Annotated in this window: 19 protein-coding genes; 10 read left to right on the top strand and 9 right to left on the bottom strand. The window is 57.2% G+C overall.

Features of this window, described 5'->3' with window-relative positions; genetic code table 11:
* Positions 1-62: 62 nt before the first annotated feature.
* Complete coding sequence (locus tag NAT21_RS12910) at positions 63-1,205, bottom strand: GNAT family N-acetyltransferase (protein WP_250939020.1); 1,143 nt, start codon at positions 1,203-1,205, stop codon at positions 63-65.
* A gap of 59 nt (positions 1,206-1,264) precedes the next feature.
* On the opposite strand from NAT21_RS12910, the gene NAT21_RS12905 reads away from it, so the two are divergent.
* Positions 1,265-1,540 (top strand): DUF4190 domain-containing protein, encoded by a 276-nt coding sequence (locus tag NAT21_RS12905; RefSeq protein WP_250939018.1) that lies wholly within the window; start codon positions 1,265-1,267, stop codon positions 1,538-1,540.
* 91 nt (positions 1,541-1,631) lie between these two features.
* On the top strand, positions 1,632-2,798 hold the full coding sequence (gene pncB, locus NAT21_RS12900; protein ID WP_250939016.1) for a nicotinate phosphoribosyltransferase: 1,167 nt from the start codon (positions 1,632-1,634) through the stop codon (positions 2,796-2,798).
* A 49-nt stretch (positions 2,799-2,847) separates the two neighbouring features.
* Here pncB and NAT21_RS12895 read toward each other — a convergent pair whose 3' ends face one another.
* The 4 genes from NAT21_RS12895 to gap all read right to left on the bottom strand — a co-directional run bounded on the left by NAT21_RS12895 (position 2,848) and on the right by gap (position 6,023).
* Positions 2,848-3,666, bottom strand: coding sequence for a dienelactone hydrolase family protein (locus tag NAT21_RS12895; protein WP_250939014.1), 819 nt, complete (start codon positions 3,664-3,666; stop codon positions 2,848-2,850).
* 138 nt (positions 3,667-3,804) lie between these two features.
* The gene (locus NAT21_RS12890) at positions 3,805-4,068 is read right to left on the bottom strand and encodes a hypothetical protein (protein WP_250939012.1); all 264 of its coding nucleotides are present in this window, start codon (positions 4,066-4,068) and stop codon (positions 3,805-3,807) included.
* Between the two features lie 146 nt (positions 4,069-4,214).
* Entirely contained in the window at positions 4,215-4,910 is a 696-nt protein-coding gene (locus NAT21_RS12885) for a haloacid dehalogenase type II (protein WP_250939010.1), read from the bottom strand.
* A gap of 108 nt (positions 4,911-5,018) precedes the next feature.
* Positions 5,019-6,023, bottom strand: a complete 1,005-nt coding sequence (gap, locus tag NAT21_RS12880; protein ID WP_250939009.1) for a type I glyceraldehyde-3-phosphate dehydrogenase — start codon at positions 6,021-6,023, stop codon at positions 5,019-5,021.
* Positions 6,024-6,270: 247 nt separating this feature from the next.
* On the opposite strand from gap, the gene edd reads away from it, so the two are divergent.
* Genes edd through NAT21_RS12860 form a run of 4 tightly spaced genes read left to right on the top strand, consistent with a single transcriptional unit; the run spans position 6,271 to position 10,788 of the window.
* On the top strand, positions 6,271-8,115 hold the full coding sequence (edd, locus tag NAT21_RS12875; protein WP_250939007.1) for a phosphogluconate dehydratase: 1,845 nt from the start codon (positions 6,271-6,273) through the stop codon (positions 8,113-8,115).
* Positions 8,112-9,071 carry a glucokinase gene (glk, locus tag NAT21_RS12870; RefSeq protein WP_250939005.1) on the top strand — a complete coding sequence of 320 codons (960 nt, stop codon included), beginning with the start codon at positions 8,112-8,114 and terminating at the stop codon, positions 9,069-9,071. The genes edd and glk overlap by 4 nt, the downstream gene beginning before the upstream one ends.
* Positions 9,068-9,928 carry a D-hexose-6-phosphate mutarotase gene (locus tag NAT21_RS12865; protein WP_250939003.1) on the top strand — a complete coding sequence of 287 codons (861 nt, stop codon included), beginning with the start codon at positions 9,068-9,070 and terminating at the stop codon, positions 9,926-9,928. The genes glk and NAT21_RS12865 overlap by 4 nt, the downstream gene beginning before the upstream one ends.
* A complete protein-coding gene (locus NAT21_RS12860) occupies positions 9,925-10,788 on the top strand; it encodes an aldo/keto reductase (RefSeq protein ID WP_250939001.1) in 864 nt (287 codons plus the stop codon). The genes NAT21_RS12865 and NAT21_RS12860 overlap by 4 nt, the downstream gene beginning before the upstream one ends.
* Before the next feature lie 113 nt (positions 10,789-10,901).
* Here NAT21_RS12860 and NAT21_RS12855 read toward each other — a convergent pair whose 3' ends face one another.
* From NAT21_RS12855 to zwf, 3 genes are read right to left on the bottom strand one after another with little or no spacing between them, the layout of a single operon-like run.
* The gene (locus tag NAT21_RS12855; RefSeq protein WP_250938999.1) at positions 10,902-11,567 is read right to left on the bottom strand and encodes a bifunctional 4-hydroxy-2-oxoglutarate aldolase/2-dehydro-3-deoxy-phosphogluconate aldolase; all 666 of its coding nucleotides are present in this window, start codon (positions 11,565-11,567) and stop codon (positions 10,902-10,904) included.
* Positions 11,568-11,598: 31 nt separating this feature from the next.
* Positions 11,599-12,285 (bottom strand): 6-phosphogluconolactonase, encoded by a 687-nt coding sequence (gene pgl / locus NAT21_RS12850; protein WP_250938997.1) that lies wholly within the window; start codon positions 12,283-12,285, stop codon positions 11,599-11,601.
* A complete protein-coding gene (zwf, locus tag NAT21_RS12845; protein ID WP_250938995.1) occupies positions 12,272-13,744 on the bottom strand; it encodes a glucose-6-phosphate dehydrogenase in 1,473 nt (490 codons plus the stop codon). Before zwf ends, pgl begins: the two co-directional genes overlap by 14 nt.
* Before the next feature lie 222 nt (positions 13,745-13,966).
* Between zwf and hexR the strand changes: the two genes are divergently transcribed.
* Both hexR and NAT21_RS12835 read left to right on the top strand, forming a co-directional pair.
* Positions 13,967-14,818, top strand: a complete 852-nt coding sequence (gene hexR, locus NAT21_RS12840) for a transcriptional regulator HexR (RefSeq protein ID WP_350355178.1) — start codon at positions 13,967-13,969, stop codon at positions 14,816-14,818.
* 242 nt (positions 14,819-15,060) lie between these two features.
* Positions 15,061-16,485: a sugar porter family MFS transporter gene (locus NAT21_RS12835; RefSeq protein WP_284732797.1), complete on the top strand. Its 1,425-nt coding sequence runs from the start codon at positions 15,061-15,063 to the stop codon at positions 16,483-16,485.
* 74 nt (positions 16,486-16,559) lie between these two features.
* Here the strand turns inward: NAT21_RS12835 and NAT21_RS12830 are convergent, their stop codons facing one another.
* The gene (locus NAT21_RS12830; RefSeq protein WP_250938991.1) at positions 16,560-18,230 is read right to left on the bottom strand and encodes a hypothetical protein; all 1,671 of its coding nucleotides are present in this window, start codon (positions 18,228-18,230) and stop codon (positions 16,560-16,562) included.
* A gap of 186 nt (positions 18,231-18,416) precedes the next feature.
* On the opposite strand from NAT21_RS12830, the gene NAT21_RS12825 reads away from it, so the two are divergent.
* Complete coding sequence (locus NAT21_RS12825) at positions 18,417-19,085, top strand: beta-ketoacyl synthase chain length factor (RefSeq protein WP_250938989.1); 669 nt, start codon at positions 18,417-18,419, stop codon at positions 19,083-19,085.
* A 118-nt stretch (positions 19,086-19,203) separates the two neighbouring features.
* Positions 19,204-19,479 (top strand): phosphopantetheine-binding protein, encoded by a 276-nt coding sequence (locus NAT21_RS12820; protein WP_250938987.1) that lies wholly within the window; start codon positions 19,204-19,206, stop codon positions 19,477-19,479.
* Positions 19,480-19,483: the final 4 nt, after the last annotated feature.

The following is a 19,483-nucleotide window of genomic DNA, read 5'->3' as shown; positions in this document are numbered from 1 at the left end:
GAACCGGTCGTGACGAAAGACACTATCCTGTTATCTGCCTCCATCATGGCTCCGGCAGCGAATCAGCTCCCATCAATCTGCCTGAAGGGCAAAGCCTCCCGCGCCAGCGTCATGCGTTGCTCGACCACGGGCCTCTCGCGACTCAGAAAATCACCGACAGCCTGGTGAAACCTGCTGTCTCTCAGCCAGTGCAGCGAGCGCGTCATTACCGGCTCAAAGCCACGTACCAGCTTGTGCTCGCCCTGGGTACCCGGGTCGAAGCGGCGCAGACCGTGTGCAAGGCAATAATCAATTCCCTGATAATAACAGGCCTCGAAATGCAGGCAGTCCGCATGCACTTCGCTACCCCAGTAACGCCCATAAAGCGTGTCGACACCCTTGAGGTATAGGGCAGCTGCGATAGGCTGTCCATCGACCCGTGCCTGCATCAAGACGATATTGTCAGGAAGCGTTTTCATGAGTCGCTCAAAGAAATCGAGGCTCAGATACGGGGTTTGACCGCGCTCGAGATAGGTCATTCGATAACAGCGATAAAAATGCTCAAGACTTGCCTGCTCGAGGCTTTCCCCTTCAATCCAGTGCAGTGTAATGCCCTGTTCAGCGACCTTGCGCCGCTCACGGCGCACTTCCTTGCGTCGCTTTGATGTCAGCGTCGCCAGAAACCCCTCAAAGGTACCGTAGTCACGGTCCTGCCAATGATACTGAATACCGAGACGAAGCAGCAGCGACGGCCAGGCGGCCTGCCAGCGAGCTGTCTCCTGCACACCAGGAAACAGAAGATGCGCGCCAGAGCGATCGGTACGCTGAAGATGATCAGCCACCAGTATGCCGGCCACCTTCGGATCAATATCCTCGGCCAGCACCAGCCGCGGCCCTTGGCTTGGCGTGTAGGGCACGGCACTCAAAAGCTTGGGGTAATAGGCCTGACCGGCCTGCTCCCAGACATCGGCCCACTGCCAGTCGAAGACATATTCGCCCCAGGAATGGTATTTGTCATAGTGCACCAGAAACCCGACCAGTCGGCCTGACTGCCACAGTGTTACATGACGAGGAACCCAGCCGGTATCCGCTGACACATCACCGCTTTGCTCCAGGGCATATAGAAAGGCGTGGCGTAAAAAGGGGTAGTCACGGTCGACCAGCAAATCCCAGCTGGCGGGCTCGATCTCGGTAACGCCCTTGATCTCACGTAGTTCGAGTGTCATAACTGTCCATCACTTTTCGTTGTAACCGGCCTTGTTGCCCATTGAGCGCGATACAGCACATGACCACACCTGCACGGCATGAATCGACCAATACCATGGCGGTCATTGCCTTTTTGCTCAGTCTTGCCTCGTTCATGGTAGCGCCTGCCTGCCTGGGAGGGGTGGTCTGTGGCCACATTGCCCGACATCAGATCCGGAAAACCGGTGAGCGCGGTGATAGCTGGGCATTGGCAGCCCTGATCATCGGTTATCTGATGCTACTGGTGTCGGTAGGTGGCTTGATTCTTTTCGGCGGTATAATGCTGACCATGTTCGGCATTGCAGCTTTTACCTGAGCCGTGCGCGCCCTACATCATAGAAGCCGTGCCTGACCATAATCCATGGCACCGCCTATGTATCATTACCTACAGGATAACTCAGGGTCAGATGCTCACATCGATACTTGATAACGATTTCTACAAGTTCACCATGCAAAACGCCGTGGTGAAATTATTTCCAAATGCTCACGCACGCTATGCCTTCATCAATCGAGGCCAGCACGCCTTCCCTCCCGGCTTTGCAGAACGTCTGCGTGTGGCAGTGGATGCCATGGCCGATCTGCGCCTGACCTCCGGGGAGCGGGAATACCTCGAGGCAACCTGCCCCTATCTGGACCCGACCTACCACGACTTCCTGCAGGGGTTTCGGTATAACCCGACTGAGGTTCACATCACCCAGGAAGGCGAGTCACTCGAAGTGATCGTGGAAGGCCTCTGGTACCGCACCATCCTGTGGGAAGTACCGCTGATGGCCATGATCAGTGAGCTCTGGTACGACATGTGGGGCATGCAGCGAGCCAGCGACGACGTCATCGTCGAGCGCACGCGACACAAGATCGAGCACTATCAGCATATCGGCGTGCGCATTGCAGAATTCGGAACGCGGCGCCGTCACTCCTATGCGGTACATGACCTTGTCGTGGATGCGCTCAAGGAGTTCGGCGGCGAAAGCTTTACCGGCAGCAGCAACGTATACCTGGCCTACAAGCATGGCGTGAAACCACTGGGGACACATGCCCATGAATGGTTCATGTTTCACGCCGCCCGGTTCGGCTTCAAGATGGCCAATATTCTGGCACTTGAGCACTGGGTCAAGGTGTATCGGGGTGATCTGGGCATTGCCCTGTCGGATACCTTCACGACGCCGGTTTTTTTCGAAAGCTTTGACAAGATGTTTGCCAAGCTGTTCGACGGCGTCCGTCATGACAGCGGCGACCCGATTCAGTTTGCCCAGGATACCATTGCCCACTACGAATCAATGGGCATCGATCCTCAGAGCAAGACCATCATCTTTTCCGATGGGCTGGACCCGGACAAGGTCGACAATATATCCCGCTTCTGCAAGGGCCGGATTGGCATGTCCTTCGGCATTGGCACCAACTTCACCAATGATGCCAATCTGGAGCCCATGAACATCGTCGTCAAGATGACGGCTACGCGCCCGGAAGGACGCCAGTGGATGCCGGTGGTGAAGCTGTCGGATATTCGCGCCAAGAATACCGGCGACAGTGAAATGATCAGTCTGGCCAGACGGATTCTGTCACTGGAGGACTGATCCATGAAAAGCGGCGCCTTTTGGGCGCCGCTTTCAGAATCATCAGGCCTCAGCTACCTGAAAACACCTTGTTGAACAGGTTCAGCATGACCTGCCAGGAGGCAGCATCGGCTGACGGACTGTACGCCAGGGGCAGATCGAACTTTCCAGCCTTTGCGTCCACATACGGGTTGGTAAAGGCGTGTTTTGCGTTCGGGTACTGAATGACCGTCACATTGGTATCTACTGACTGGTAGGTATCCACCAGCGACTGGAGGGCATCCTGCGTGACCATGCTGTCATCCTGACCGTTCTGAATCAGCACACGTCCGTCAAAATGTCTGGGAGTATCCACGATCTGACCCGGGCTGCCATGAAAGCTCACCACGGCCTTGAACGGCATGCCGGCCAGGGCAGCGTTCAGCACAATACCGCCTCCAAAGCAGTAGCCGATGGCGGCAATGCGTGCAGGATCCACGCCACCCTCGCCTTTCAACACTCCGATGGCTGCTTCAAGGTTGGCCTGGGCATCACTCCAGTTTTCGTTGACACCGGATGAAAACGAGGCCGCATCATCAGGGTGCTCCGCCACCTTGCCATTTCCGTACAGATCCACCGCCATGGCGACATAACCCAGGGCGGCAAGCTTTTCGACGCGCTGACGAATATAGTCGGTCTGGCCCCACCACTCATGTACTACCAGCACACCGGGCCGGTCGCCTTCGGCATTGATATCACGGGCAATAAAGCCCTTGTACTGCTCGCCGTTAACGGTATAGGTCACTTCATTGGTGTGTACATCCGGACCAATTCGCCCGAGCGCGCCTTCGGCACCATAGGTGCTGACGCTGGTCATCAATAATCCCAGTCCTGCGACCATCGCTCTCATGGTAAATACTCCTTGCCTGCCTTGTTTGCCCTGAAGGGCCGGATCGCCTGCTGCCTTCAGTGTAGATCACCCGAGTGATCCACCCAGTATTCAGACATGAAAAAGCCGGACGCTGTCCGGCTTTTTCATGTCTTGTACTCATGCCCTGTGGCGGCGCTCTACCTTGCCTTGCTTCGCCTGCTGCTGATCATTTTCACGATGCTTTACCGCCTGAATCAGGGCTTCCAGCTGATCTCGGGTCATGACCACCCGCTCAGGACGAGTATCACCCTCCCAGATCACATCCACCACCGGATGCTCCCTGCATTGATCAACCCCTACCACTGCACCAGTGCAATCACGTCGCGCATCTCGCAGCGTGGCACCAATCAGTGAAGACACCTCTTTGACATACTGTCTCATGGAACAGGCCTTGACGGTGGAGGCCGCCATCATTTTTTTAGCGTTCTTTGCCCCTGCATGGCCGTTAAAGCGGATAAAAACATGCCAGTCAGGGTTCGATACGCTTACTTCTACAGAAAAAAAACGTCAAGTCAACCAAAAGCGCGCTATGACGGCGGCAAGGCATCAGACAGATAAACAAGTGACGATACTGTTACCAGTGGCTTGAGATCCTCATCTTCGATGGCTGTATGCGACCGCTTGATCCATGCCGCCCCAAGCCCGGTATGGCGTGCGCCCTGAATATCCCAGGCATTACTCGATACCAGCCAGGTACGCGAAGGTTCGCTGTTCATTCGACGAAGCAGGTGCAGATAGACCTGCGGATCGGGCTTGAAACGCTTGATATCATCAACGCTTACCAGCTCATCAAACAGCTCAAGCAGGCCGGCATTGGCCAATACATTCTTCATGGCTGCTTCAGTGCCATTGGAAAATGCAACCAGCCTAATGCCCTGCCCTCGCAGAGAGCGGAGCCCCTCGGCAGCATCATCGTGGGCGGGCAATGCGCCATAAGCATCCATCCAGTCCTGGCGCGTTTGCTCATCTACCTCATGTCCCTGTTCTGCCAGCACGGCACGCAGGGCATCCGCGGTACAGACAGCAAAATCCACGTATCGCCCCATCAGCCCGCGACGAAAGGCAAGAGTCAACTGTCGGGCACGCCATGCGGCGCTAACGCTCTCGGCGTCATTGCCCAGTACGGGACGAAGTGTCTCGGACAGGCTGTCCGGATCAATCAGTGTCCCATAAACATCAAAGGCCAGCACATCAGGTCTGGCAGCATGAAATTCCGTTTTCATGTCAACACTCCGTTCTTGAAAAACCATGATCCTGAAGGGTAGATGCCTGTGCACAAATTAAAAAGGCGGCCCTGAGGCCGCCTTGTTGAACAGGATGACACCGGATATTTATTTCCAGGTTTTTTCCATGGCCAATGCAGTATCGAGCATGCGGTTGGAGAAGCCCCATTCGTTGTCATACCAGGCCAGGATCTTGACCAGCTTGCCGGATACACGCGTGTGATTCTGATCAAAGATCGAGGAATTGGCGTTGTGGTTGAAATCCACGGACACCAGCGGTTTGCTGTTGATTGCCAGTACCGGTGACTTGTCAGCGGCGTCCTGCAACAGCTGGTTGATTTCTTCCTTCGTGGTTTCGCGCGAGGCGGTAAACGTCAGGTCCACCACGGACACATTGATAACCGGCACGCGCATCGCGAACCCGTCAAGCTTGCCATTGAGCTCCGGCAGTACCAGGCCCACCGCAGCAGCAGCGCCGGTCTTGGTCGGAATCATGGAATGAGTGGCACTACGCGCCCGGAACGGGTCGCTGTGATACACGTCTGCCAGATTCTGGTCGTTGGTATAGGCGTGAATCGTGGTCATCAGCCCGGTTTCAATTCCCACACCATCATTCAGCGCCTTGGCTACCGGCGCCAGGCAGTTGGTAGTACAGGAGGCATTGGACACGATCTTGTGGTCGGACGTCAGAGTGTCGTCATTGACGCCATATACGATGGTAGCGTCGGCATCGGGGCTGGGCGCAGAGATCAGCACGCGGCCGGCACCGGCCTGAAGGTGTTTGGACGCGGCTTCATGCTTGGTGAAAATGCCGGTGCACTCCATCACCAGATCAACCTTCAGCTCCTTCCAGGGCAGCTGGGCAGGATCACGCTCTGCCAAAATGCGGATGGCATCACCATCGACGCTAAGGCTGGCATCATCGTGAGACACATCAAAATTGAAATGGCCGTGAGTTGTATCATACTCAAGAAGATGCGCATTTAACGCCGGGTCACCCAGATCGTTGATGGCAACCACCTGAACACTGTCACGATAGCCGTTCTCATACAGGGCTCTGAGCACATTACGGCCAATCCGGCCAAAACCATTGATAGCGACACGCAAGGTCATTGCTTTTCTCCTACTGGAAACACAAATGGTAACTGCAGTTCATAACAGTGAAAGTAGTACAACTACTTAAAAAGCGCCCCTTGAGGGGATATCACCCCCTTCCGGGAGGGGTATTTTGCACCTTTTTGAATAATTACTACGTATTCTCCTCACTTTCGACCAAAAAGAGGGCGTAATCAAGTCCGCTTTTTTGCTAAATTTACAAAAATAGCTAGTCAAACTACATAACCGTGAGTCGAGGATCGTCATGAACGTGCATCAAACCGTCGCCGAGGTTACCCAACGCATCGAAGATCGCAGTCAGGGTCGCCGCGCTCGTTATGAGCAGCTAATGGAACAACAACATGCCGATGGCGTTCACCGTGGTGAATTGTCCTGTGGCAACCTGGCGCACGGCTTTGCTGCCTGCGGAGCTGAAGACAAGGAGCGCCTGAAGCTGACCAACAGCGTCAATATGGCCATTGTGTCTTCCTACAATGACATGCTGTCGGCCCACCAACCGTTCAAGGATTATCCCGACATCATCAAGGCCGCCGCACGAGGCATGGGATCTACCGCCCAGTTTGCCGGGGGCGTGCCGGCCATGTGTGACGGTGTAACGCAGGGGCAGCCGGGAATGGAGCTTTCCCTGTTTTCGCGTGACGTCATTGCCATGTCGACGGCCATAGCCCTGTCTCACAACATGTTTGATGGCGCACTGTATCTGGGGATATGCGACAAGATCGTACCAGGCCTGTTTATCGGTGCAGCGCGTTTCGGCCACCTGCCCGCCATCTTTGTACCGGGTGGCCCCATGCCCTCCGGTCTGCCCAACAATGAAAAAACCCGCATCCGGCAATTGTTTGCCGAAGGCAAGGTAGGTCGGGACAAGCTGCTCGAAGCAGAATCGGAGTCATATCACAGTCCGGGGACCTGCACCTTCTACGGCACGGCCAACTCGAATCAGATGATGATTGAAATGATGGGACTTCATCTGCCGGGCGCTTCCTTCGTCAACCCCAACACGCCGCTGCGTGACGCACTGACAGCCTATGCTACCGAGCAGACCATTCGTAATACGGCGGCCAATGGTACGTACCGCCCGTTTTACAAGCAGATCACGACAAAGGCCATCGTCAATGCACTGATCGGGCTCCTGGCCAGTGGTGGCTCAACCAACCACACCATGCACCTGATTGCGATGGCAGGCGCCGCCGGCATCACGCTGACATGGGATGATTTCCACGACCTTTCCAACGTCATCCCCAGCCTTACCCGCATCTACCCCAACGGCCAGGCAGACATCAATCACTTCCAGGCAGCCGGGGGCACATCCTATCTGATTCGTACCCTGCTTGATGCGGGCCTGCTGCATGCCGACGTGGAGACGGTGTTCGGCGGCACAATGGCCGATTATGTCAAGGAACCATTCCTTGAAGACGGTAAACTGGTCTGGCGTGATGGTCCCAGTGAGTCACTGGACAAGGACGTGCTACGCAGCAGCGATAACCCGTTCGCGCCGACAGGTGGCCTCCGCGTGCTCGATGGCAACCTGGGGCGAGGCGTTATCAAGGTATCTGCCGTCAAGCCGGAGTTCCGCAAGGTTGAAGCACCCGCCCGCATTTTCAGCGACCAGGACCAGCTCAAGTCAGCCTTTGAAAACGGCGAGCTGGACCGGGACATCGTTGTAGTGGTGCGCTTCCAGGGGCCACGCGCCAACGGCATGCCCGAACTGCATAAACTGACCCCCTTCCTGGGCGTACTTCAGGACAGGGGGCACAAGGTCGCACTGGTCACTGATGGCCGTATGTCCGGTGCTTCAGGTAAAGTACCGGCAGCGATACACATTACCCCCGAAGCTCTGGATGGCGGGCCGCTTTCCAGGCTCATGGATGGTGATGTCATACGACTCGATCCGGATAACGGAGAACTGCGTGTTCTGGTCGATGACAAGGAGTGGAACGCCCGCGAACAGCAGCGTATTCCACTCAACTACCACCACCACGGCATGGGCCGCGAGCTCTTTGCCGGGCTGCGCACCATGGTAGGTGGAGCCGAGGAAGGTGCCTGCAATTTCGGCGGCTTCGGGGATCTTGAAGGAGATAATGAATGACACGCCCAGCTCTGGTCGGCGATATCGGTGGAACCAATGCACGTTTTGCATTGGTTACCCCGGGCAGCTTTGACCTGCACGACATAGAAACACTGCCGTGCGCCGACCATGCCAACCTGGACGATGCCGTCAGGGCATATCTGGACATGGTAGGCAGCGATGCACCCAGAGAGGCCTGCCTGGCCTTTGCGTGCCCGGTTCACGATGACGTGGTCAAGATGACCAACAACCCGTGGCGCTTCAGCAAGAAAGCCATGAAGGAAGCGCTTGGCCTGGATAACTTCAAGGCCATCAATGACTTTACCGCCATGGCGCTGGGGCTGCCGCATATCCCGGAAGAGGATCTGGTCCAGATCGGTGGCGGCCACAGCGAAAGCGGCCGGGCCCGACTGGTCATCGGCCCGGGTACCGGACTCGGCGTTGCCGGCCTGGCTCCCAGTCAGCGCTACTGGATTCCACTGTCGGCAGAAGGTGGCCACACAAGCTTTGCACCGACCAACGAGTTCGAAATAAAGCTCCTGTGCTGGTTCCAGGGCCAATACGGTCGTGTGTCCATCGAGCGTATTCTCTGCGGCCAGGGGCTGCTGGATCTGTACCGCGCCCTGTGTGAATTTTCCGGCATGCCGGCCATGCTCGAAAGTCCTGCGGCCGTTACGGACGCTGCACGCGAGAACAATGAACAGGCTCATGGCGCGGTCATGCTGTTCTGCAAGATTCTGGGGGATGCGACGGGTGATGCCGCACTGACCCTGGGGGCTCGTGGCGGGGTATACATGTGTGGCGGCATTCTGCCGCGAATTCTCGATTTTCTGCAGCAAAGTGATTTCCGCAAGGCCTTTGCGGACAAGGGGCGTATGGGTCACTATACCGACAGCATCGCTACCTGGGTGGTCAAGGCCAAATGGACCGGACTCCTGGGTGCCGCTGAAGCCCTGCACAACGAGGAGGTCTCATGAGCGACGCGTTATGCACGCTCGTGGAAGCCACACACGGTCAGCGCGACGCTGACTGGTGTGGTCGCAAGGTACTGGTCATCAACGAAGGCTGGGGCAGTCTGGTTATCGCCTACCAGGGCGCACAACTGCTGCATTTTGCCCCGCATGGTCAACCGGGATGGCTGTGGACTACCCCCACACCCAAAGAGGCGCCTGACGCTATCAGGGGGGGCATCCCCCTGTGCTGGCCCTGGTTCGGAGACGCCGACGGCCATGAGGGGCCTGCCCATGGAACAGCCAGAACGGCGCCGTGGCGGGTTGATGCCGTCGATGAGCACCAGGAAGGCGTGGAAGTACACCTTTCTCCGGAACAGCGACTGGACCCGCAACTCACGCCACGAGTGGTCATCCAGGCCAACGCCCAGCGGCTCAATATCGAGCTGATTACAGAACACACCGGGGACACACCGGTAAGCTTTACTCAGGCGCTGCACACCTACCTGGCAGTGGATCAAAGCTTTGAATGCCGGATCAGCGGCCTCGCCGGAGCGCGCTACCTTGACAAGCTTGACGGCCTGCGCGAAAAGGACCAGCAGGGTGAGCTGGGCATCCGCGGCGCCCTCGACCGTATTTATCATTCCAGCCGCCCCCTGCTGCTCGAGTCCGGCAACACGACACGTCGACTGGCCAAGCAGGGCAGCGATTCGAGCGTTATCTGGCACCCGGGAAGCGCCCTTCCCGGTGACGTTCCTGCCGAACAGGCCCAACGCTTTGTCTGTATCGAGGCCGCCTGTACCCAGCTTGACCGCGTCTGGCTGGCACCGGGCAGCCACCATCTTCTGGCTCAGCACCTGTCACTGGAGACCCGGGACTCATGAGCGCCATGCCCCCCTTCGTAATCAGCCTCCGTCAGCTGGAGCATTACGATAGCCTGCTGAATACCCATGCCCTGGCCGACTGGATCGAAGCACGTCTGGACGAGGGGCTCGACTGGTTCTGCCTGTCGGATATCTATGGCGATGGCGAGCACGAACGTCGCTTCGGCGAAGCCCTTGCAAGCCGCCCAGCTCTGGCGTCACGTGTGCATGTCATGGCCAAGATCGGCATTGTACCTGCGCACATGGACCCGTCGGGACGCCATATCAAGCACTACAACACCACGCCCGACTACCTGACCAGTGCAGTGGAAGAACGTCTTTCGCGGCTTAATCTTGAACAGATCGAACTGCTGCACCTGCACCGCCCCGACCCGCTGATGAGCTATACCGAGGTTGGCCGCACGCTGGACAGCATTATCGACCAGGGCAAGGTTGCACGACTGGGAGTCTCCCACTTTCTGCCCTCCCAGTGGCGCCGCCTGCAGGCTGCCATGACCCACAGCCTGACATCTGCAGAAATAGAGCTTTCCATACCCCGAAGCGCACCATTGTTCGATGGGTTGTGGGACTCCCTGTGCCTTGACGGCCTGGCCCCCATGGCATGCTCGCCCCTGTGTGGCGGGCGCCTGTTCGAAAGCCTGCTGGGCAAGGTCATCAGCGAAAGCGCGCAGGAGCTCAACGTACAACCGGCCAACATCCCCATGGCCTGGCTCAACACCCTCCCGCACGCCCCAACTCCCGTTGTGGGCAGCCTCAAGGCCACCAACCTGCAAACCCTGCTTGAGCACAGCACGTTGACACTTGAGCGGACACGCTGGTTTGCCCTTCTGGAAGCAGCACGCGCCTACCGCGTATTCTGATTCTGACCACCGGCAGCGGATCTCCCTGATACCGGGATCAAAAAAAGCCCGTCGACCAGGTCGACGGGCGAAGCAACAGCCGAGGCTGTCGAGAGAGAGAAGGTACTGACGCCCTAGTGGCGCTTCAGAAATTCCGACGTTTCCAGGGCCAGCTTGCGAATGCCGTCCCAGTCTTCGTTTTCAATCATTTCCTTCGGCATGATCCACGACCCGCCCACGCACATGACGTTGCGAAGCTTCAGGTAATTGCCGGCATTATCCGGAGTAATTCCTCCGGTCGGACAAAACTGTACGTCACGAAGCGGACCCGCCAGGGCCTTGAGCGCCGGCACACCACCGCTGGCTTCGGCCGGGAAGAACTTGAACCGGCGATAGCCATACTGCCAGCCGTTCAAAAGTTCGGTCGCTGTGCTGATACCCGGAAGAAGCGGGACCGGGCTGTTGATGCCATATTCAAACAGACGATTGGTGGTTCCAGGCGTTACCACAAAATCAACACCGGCATCTTCTGCCAGACGATACTGCTCGGGCGTAAGCACCGTGCCTGCACCGATACTGGCTTCCGGCAAGGCATCACGCAGACGATGCAGCGCTTCAAGAGCGCAGTCAGTCCGCAGCGTCACTTCCAGCACCGGGAGACCGCCTTCATACAGTGCACGGCACAGCGGAACAGCGTCTTCGATGCGATTGATGGTCAGCACCGGGATAACTTCACAGCGCTGACAGATGCTGTCAATTTCCGCTGTACGGCTGGCTGGCAGCTGCTTGTCGATGGTCATACATGTACTCCTGTAATCAGCGCAAGGGGGATCAGGGCGCCCAGTAAAGCGACAAGGCCTGGCTCATGAAAGCACGGATCGGCAATGCCTTCACATCGTTACCACCAAAAGCATCAGCAAACACTGACCGCTTTTCATCACCGGTAACATGAAGAAAATGGCGACGAGCATTACTCAGCGCACTGGCGCTAAAGGAAATGCGCGCCTGGGGCACACTTGGCGAACGAACAGCCAGCAAGAGCTTATCGGTTTCAAGACCGTACGCGAGCTGAGGACTATCGGGAAACAGCGAGGCCGTATGGCCGTCACCGCCCATCCCCAGCACCACAACGCTGGCGGGCCAGGAAAGCTGCGCCATCTGAGCTTCAAGCGTGCTCACACCCTCTTCAGGGGAGTCGGCCTGGTTCACCAACGGATGGAATACGGCGGCACTGGCTTCCTGCGCGATGAGGTCCTGCTTCACCAGCCGAGTATTACTGTCCTGACTGTCCTCACCAACCCACCGCTCATCTGCGAGGGTAACATCTACCCGCGCCCAGTCCAGATGCTGACGTGAGAGCGCCTTGAAAAAAGGCACCGGCGTGGAACCACCCGATACGATCAGGGTAGCACGTGCCTGCTCGACCAGATCCTCCCGAAGGGCTGCCGCGACAGCTTCCGCCAGCGAGCATGCAAGGACTTCACGTGCGTCGGAGGCGGTGTAATCAGTAGTCTTCATACCAGGAGAATCCGTCCTTGGTGATCATTGCAATGGAAGATACCGGGCCCCATGACCCTGCCGGATAGCGCTTGGGCGGTACGTCACGTGCCTGCCAGCCTTCGATCAGGGTATCAACCCAGCGCCAGGCAAACTCGATCTCGTCACGACGCACAAACAGGTACTGCTGCCCCTTCATCACTTCCAGCAGCAGCCGCTCATAGGCATCGGGGATACGCGCCTTGGGAAACGCCTTGTGGAAATCAAGGTGCAGGGGCCCCTGACGCAGCCGCATTCCCTTGTCCAGACCACTGTCCTTGGTCAGTACCTGCAGGGCAATACCTTCTTCCGGCTGCAGCTTGATCACCAGCTTGTTGGCTGCCAGAGAGCGCTGGTCAGGATCAAAGATATAGTGCGGTTGCTGACGGAAGTGAATCACGATCTGGGACAGTTTTTCAGGCATCCGCTTGCCGGTACGCAAATAAAACGGAACCCCTGCCCAGCGCCAGTTGGAGACTTCGGTCTTGAACGCTACAAAGGTTTCAGTGCGGCTTTCGGTATTGGCATCTTCCTCATCAAGATACCCCGGTACCTGCTTGCCGCCTACGGAACCTGCAATATACTGCCCCCGCACGACGTCGGTATTGAGCATATCGCCCTCGATTGGGCGCAGCGCCTTGAGTACCTTGACCTTCTCGTCACGAATGCTGTCAGCATCCAGATTGGACGGCGGATCCATGGCAATCATGCACAACAGCTGCATCAAATGGTTTTGAACCATGTCGCGGAGCTGACCGGCCTGATCGAAATACCCCCAGCGACCTTCGATACCGACCGTTTCAGCCACGGTGATTTCAACGTGCGAAACCTTGCTTTGGTTCCACTGATCCCCGAATAGCGGGTTGGCAAACCGAAGGGCCAGAAGGTTCTGTACGGTTTCCTTGCCAAGGTAGTGGTCGATTCGATAGATACTGGTCTCATCGAATACGGCACCGATGGCATCATTGATTTCGATCGACGTTTCAAGGTCATAGCCGATCGGCTTCTCGACAACCACGCGGCTGTGTTCATCCAGGCAGCCCGATGATTCCAGGTGTTGACAGATATCACCGTAAAGGCTTGCCGGCACCGATAGATACACTACCAGCGGGCGGGAGCTGTCCTTGCGCCAGTCGGCAATTTTCGAGTAGCCATCAACGGTCGTGAAATCGACCTGGGCATACTCCAGCCGGGCCACGAAACGCTCCATGCTTTCTTCGGTGCGTTCGGAAGCATCGACACGGCTTTCCAGCGCATCGCGTACGCGCGCGCGATAGGCCTCTGCCTCATAATCCTGACGAGCCAGGCCGAGAATGCGTGCGTCGTCGGCCAAAAGTCCTTCGCGATCAAGGTGATACATCGCTACATAGAGCTTGCGAAGGGCCAGGTCACCAAGCGCACCAAACAGGGCGAGGTCGACTGACGGGGTCTGTTCAGACATGCGACGCTCCCTTCCGACTGGTTAAATTACGCGCAACGTTAGCCATATCACAGAGTCCTCGCAACTATTTTTCGTAAACTTACTAAAAAACCGGCCGACTAAGCGGTCTCATTGGCTTAAACCGAATCAAGAAGATAGCATGCGGGTATTGCGTAGTAATTTCACCACAAAAACATGCACAACTATCCATCTCCTCATGCATTTGACACAGCGAGATTTGCGGTGGCCCACGACCTTATATCCAAAATCCGGCTTCGTCTGGACTCCCTGAACCGTTCCGAGCGCAAGGTGGCCGATGTCATTCTGACCGACCCGGACGCCGCAACGGGCATGAGTATTGCCACTTTGGCACAACAGGCCAGTGTCAGCGAGCCTACGGTGAACCGGTTCTGCCGCAACTTTGAAACCCGCGGCTATCCCGACTTCAAGATAAAACTGGCACAAAGCCTGGCGGGTGGCACGCCCTATGTCACCCGAAGCGTCGAACATGATGACGATACAGCGGCCTATGCGCGAAAAATCTTTGGTGCCAATATCGCGGCTCTGGATGAAGCCTGCCGGTCACTGGACCCCAAGATCATCGAGCGGGCCGTGGACTACCTGATTCAGGCCAAACAGATCAGTTTCTTTGGTCTTGGCGCGTCGGGCCCGGTGGCCTTTGATGCTCAGCACAAGTTCTTCCGCTTCAATCTGCCCGTGGTCGCGTATGATGACGTATTGATGCAGCGCATGGTAGCGGCAGCATCCCGCACCGGTGACGTTATCGTCATCATTTCCAATACGGGCCGAACCTGTGACCTCGTGGAAATCGCTACGCAGGCCCGCTCCCACGGCGCCACGGTCCTTGGCATTACCGCCGCCGACTCACCACTGGCTCGACAGTGCACGGAAAGCCTGGCCGTCATCAGCGCTGAAGATACCGATCACTACATGCCCATGACGTCACGCATGATTCACCTGGCCCTTATCGATGTACTGGCCACCGGCGTCACACTGCGTCGCGGACCGGACTTCCTGCCTCATCTCAAGCGCATCAAGGACAGTCTGAAGCCGACCCGCTTTCCTGTCGAGTAACGCCATGAGATGGCGCGGTGTGCTGATCACGACGAAGGTCTAACGGCAAGACTTTGCCTTCGTTACCTATTTTGAAGCTTAATGCACACCCAAGGTCTTATCGCCAACTGTCTGTAATCCTGCATGGCCGACGCACCCTGCCGGCCATGCACCCACGTTCAGCTCCGAACCAGACCGCATGTATATCCGTATCCTCACACCACATCCTGACGACCTCAAGGGCGTCGACAAGGAGACACGTCATGTCTGATACCTCCGGTCCGGAGCAGACCAGAAAACCCGATGCCGTTGCCCACGCTGATATCGTACCCATGGTCTGGTTCAGCTGTGCACTGGCCGCCCTCGCCGGCCTGCTGTTTGGCATGGACATTGGCGTCATTTCCGGTGCACTTCCCTTCATCAAGCAGGAATTTCACCTGAGCACCGCCATGGAGGGCTGGATTGTCAGCTCAATGATGGTAGGCGCCGCCGTGGGCGCCTTCTTTGCAGGCGGAATCTCACAGCGGTTTGGCCGGCGCAAGGCACTGCTTTACAGCTCCCTGCTGTTTTTCATCGGCGCCCTTGTCGCCGTCGTGGCCACCAGCACAGCAATCCTTGTGGTAGCGCGAATCCTGCTGGGTCTCGCCGTCGGGGTCGCCTCCTTTACCGCCCCCCTGTACCTCTCCGAGATTGCCCCTGAACGCATTCGCGGCACGACCATCTCGTTTTATCAGCTGATGGTCACCGTCGGCATTCTGGCTGCCTTTGTATCAAACCTGGCCTTCAGCTACATCGAAAGCTGGCGCTGGATGTTTGGTGTTCTGATGATCCCGGCGGGCATGCTGTTTGCCGGCGTACTGATGGTACCCAACAGCCCTCGCTGGCTGGCCACGCGCGACCGTTTTGATGATGCCAGAAACGTCCTCAACCGGCTGCGCAGCAGCCGCGAGGAAATCGATTATGAAATGCGTGAAATTCGCGAGAGTATCGAGCAGAAGGAACAGAGCCGAGGCTGGGGCATGTTCAAGGAAAACGCCAACTTTCGCCGTTCGGTACTGCTGGGGGTCAGCCTTCAGATCGTGCAGCAGTTCACCGGCATGAACGCGATCATGTACTTCGCCCCCCAGATCTTTCAGGCATCCGGATTCGAAGGCACGGCGGCACAGCTCTGGAGCACAGTGGCCACCGGGCTGGTCAATGTACTGGCGACCTTCATTGCCATCGGCTTCGTTGATCGGCTCGGACGCAAGCCGATCCTGTATGCCGGGTTCACCATCATGGCCGTCAGCATGGCCGTACTGGCCACCATCCTGCACATCGGCCCGGACACCTCCGCACTCCAGTACACTGCCATGGGCGCCGTCCTGGTGTTTGTCGCCGGATTTGCCATGTCTGCCGGCCCACTGATCTGGACCCTGTGCGCTGAAATCCAGCCCCTGCGCGGACGTGACTTCGGTATCAGTGCCTCAACGGTCTCCAACTGGGTTGGTAACTGGATAGTAGGGCAGTTCTTCCCGTTGATGCTGGTCGGCATTGGAGGCACCATGACCTTCGGGATTCTCGCCGCGCTGAACCTGCTGTTTATCGTGTTCACGTTCATGCTGATCCCTGAAACCAAGGGCATTTCCCTGGAAAAAATCGAGAAAAACCTGATGGGCGGCAAGGCATTGCGCGATATCGGTACTTGAGCCCCCGTCAGACTGTCATGAAAAAACCCGGCATTCGCCGGGTTTTTTTGTTGCACACGTAATTGATCGATCCCTCAGGGATGAAATATCTGCAGGTTGAAGCTTTCAGGGGTGACAGGCTTGCCTGTTTCCAGCGATTTGAAATGAAGCACAAACCCGCGCCACGCCTTGTATTTACCGGCACCGCTATAGGCATCGATATAATCAATACCGGCAGATACCACATCATGATCATCAACGGTGACCGTCAGAATCGGGTCCCGAAACTCATACTCGCCCTGGTCAAACGACAGCTCGACCTGGCCTGTCTTGCGAGCCTTGTTATTCGGGAAGAAGTCGACCCCGGGCGCCTTTTCATCACCCTGGCGCCACTTGACGAACTGGGGCACACCGGTAAGCGCAGTATGAACATTGCCCGCCTTTGTCTGCTGCGGTGAACGCCCGGTCAGTCCCGGCAGATTTTCGTTGACCTGATACTCGTCCCACAGAATCGCCGGCTTTTTATCCTTGTCGTTTTTCGCACCCGCCTTAGCTCTGGCAGCAAAACGCAGCTTGCCCTTCCACACCCCATCGCTGGTCAGCTCGGGGTCGGTATCGAATTCGATATCGCCATTGTGCCCTGAATGACGAAGCACAATAGGATGGGCTCGCTTGTGAGCACTGGCATAACTGCCCTGAATGATAAAGGGCGTGTCTCCTTGCCAGGCGTCCGTTTCCGCCTTGATACCCCCAGGCGTCATTCTGAGCGCCGACCCCGTGGAAGACCGAACCAGCACCGCCGTACCGTTGGTCGATACGCCCCCCATGGCCTTGTTGTGCTGATCGCCACTGAAGACATCCTTCCAGCCATAAACCATGGTATTGGCACTGGCGAAACAGCCAATGATCTGCTGCTTCATGGTAGAGCGTACGGCTGGCCAGTCGGACTTCCCTCCGTTGCGCTTTTCCCACCAGTTCCCGATGAAGTTACAGCCATGAATGACCTGAGCCACGATCGCATCGCCCTTGACTGCTTCGAAGATGTTGTCCTGAAAGGTAGCGCCATAGAGCTCCTTGTCGAACACCACACAGTTCGTGACGTAATTGAATTCGTTGCCTGTCAGTCGAACGGTAGTCGAGGACATCCCCCCCTTGTCCTTGACGTGCAGGCCGTATTCACATGCAACAAAGGCACATTGCAGGATGTTGAAATTGACAATCCCCTTGTCAACTTCAATGGCCTTGCCAAGCGAGGTGAAAAGGTTATTGCGCAGGGTGGTATTGTAGCCATAACAGTTCAGTGCCACGGCGGAACTCTTCTTGCTCTGACCATTGAAGGTCAACGAGGCAATTTCAGGCCCTGTCTTGATAAACATCGGCCCTTTAAGATCATAATGGGGGATGAGACACGCCTCATCATCGCCGCCGCCACTGCGTGTCCGCCCCGGTCCCATCATGCTTTTGCCCAGAAGGTCTACCGTTTGAGCAATACGATACACGCCCGGCGGCACCTGCAGGGTACGCGCCCATTGAGACCGTGCTGCCTTGGCAAAGGCTGCAGAGCTGTCGCGACGACCGGACGGATCCGCTCCCCAGTACAGCACATTGGCCCGAGCCAGCGAATCCACGGCCTCGGACCGTTCACCACCGCCGGAGGCAGCCTGCACCCTGGGGGCCATTACACTCCCCACGACTACAGCGGGCAACAGTGTGAGTGAGCCACGCAAGAACGCGCGGCGCTTTCCTTCATCCCTGGGCAATGTCATCTATGGCTCCTGCCAGTCAAATAAACTGAAACGCCCCCGACGGGGCTGTATATGCTTCATCCTGCGGCAAGCGGCACGTCGTAACCATGCCTGGTCGCGCATTTACCGGCGTCGACGGGTATGGAGAACTACCACCAGCCCGATTACACTAACGCCCCTTCGCTGACCCGACCACGACGACCCACCATGACCCTGAACGTAGCTGACAACGACAATACCCTTGCCGAAGTATACATTCTGGACTGGCGGGGATGGCTCCCGGGCAGCAGCGCCCAGGCACCCGGACTTTCCACCGAAGCCAACCCGACCGCCGCCGACATACCGGCCATGCTGCGCCGACGGCTGACACCGGTAGGACGCGCGCTCTGCAGCATGCTGTGTGAGCTCGATGTTGCACGCCACAACATACCCATCATACATGCCTCGCAGCATGGTGACGGCCAACGGCCTCTTGATATGCTGGACGCCATTGCTGCCGGCGACCCGGTATCACCCGCCCGCTTCAGCCTGTCCGTACACAATGCGCTGGTCGGCGTGTATTCGATTGCATCGAACCATCAGGGTTCCATTGCCGCCATAGCGGCCGGCGGTGATGAATGGGCAGCACTGCTGTCCGAGGCGAGGGGGTATCTGGCAGAGGGCTGGCACCAGGTCGCGCTGGTGTGGAGCGACAGCACCGTTCCTGCCCGGTATCGCGCAGCAGAACGAAGCGCAGAAGCACCATCGGCACTGGCGCTGACCCTGAGCCTTGATGCTTCACCTACGGCTCGCCCGGTTTCATCCTTCTCGGCACGACCATCAAACGCTGTTCGAGATCAGCCCGAATATCTTGTCCATCAATTGATGACGTCCTGAAGAGCCCTGTTTTTCAAGGGATGCTTGTCGCCCTTTCTCATGACAAAATATGGCCTGTTCCCACTGCAATACATGTCATTTAACTGCCAGCCCAGGCCGCTGATAAAAAGGATCCTGTATGTCGGACACCCCGCTGACGCCTCTGGAGCATGAGCTTGCCGAGCTGATTATCAACACGCTCGAGCTCGAAGACGTTACCAGTAATGATATTGACCCGGATGACCCGCTGTTCGGCGAAGGACTGGGACTTGATTCCATCGACGCCCTCGAGCTGGGGCTGGCGCTTCAGAAACACTACGGCATCAAGCTGGACAGTGATGCAGAAGACAATCAGACCCACTTTGCAAGCCTTCGCCATCTGGCTGCACTCGTTGAGGCTCGTCGAGAAAAATAGGCCC

This window comes from Larsenimonas rhizosphaerae (assembly GCF_023700005.1).
Classification (GTDB): Bacteria; Pseudomonadota; Gammaproteobacteria; order Pseudomonadales; family Halomonadaceae; genus Larsenimonas; species Larsenimonas rhizosphaerae.
This window is presented reverse-complemented; position numbering and strand designations above follow the sequence as displayed.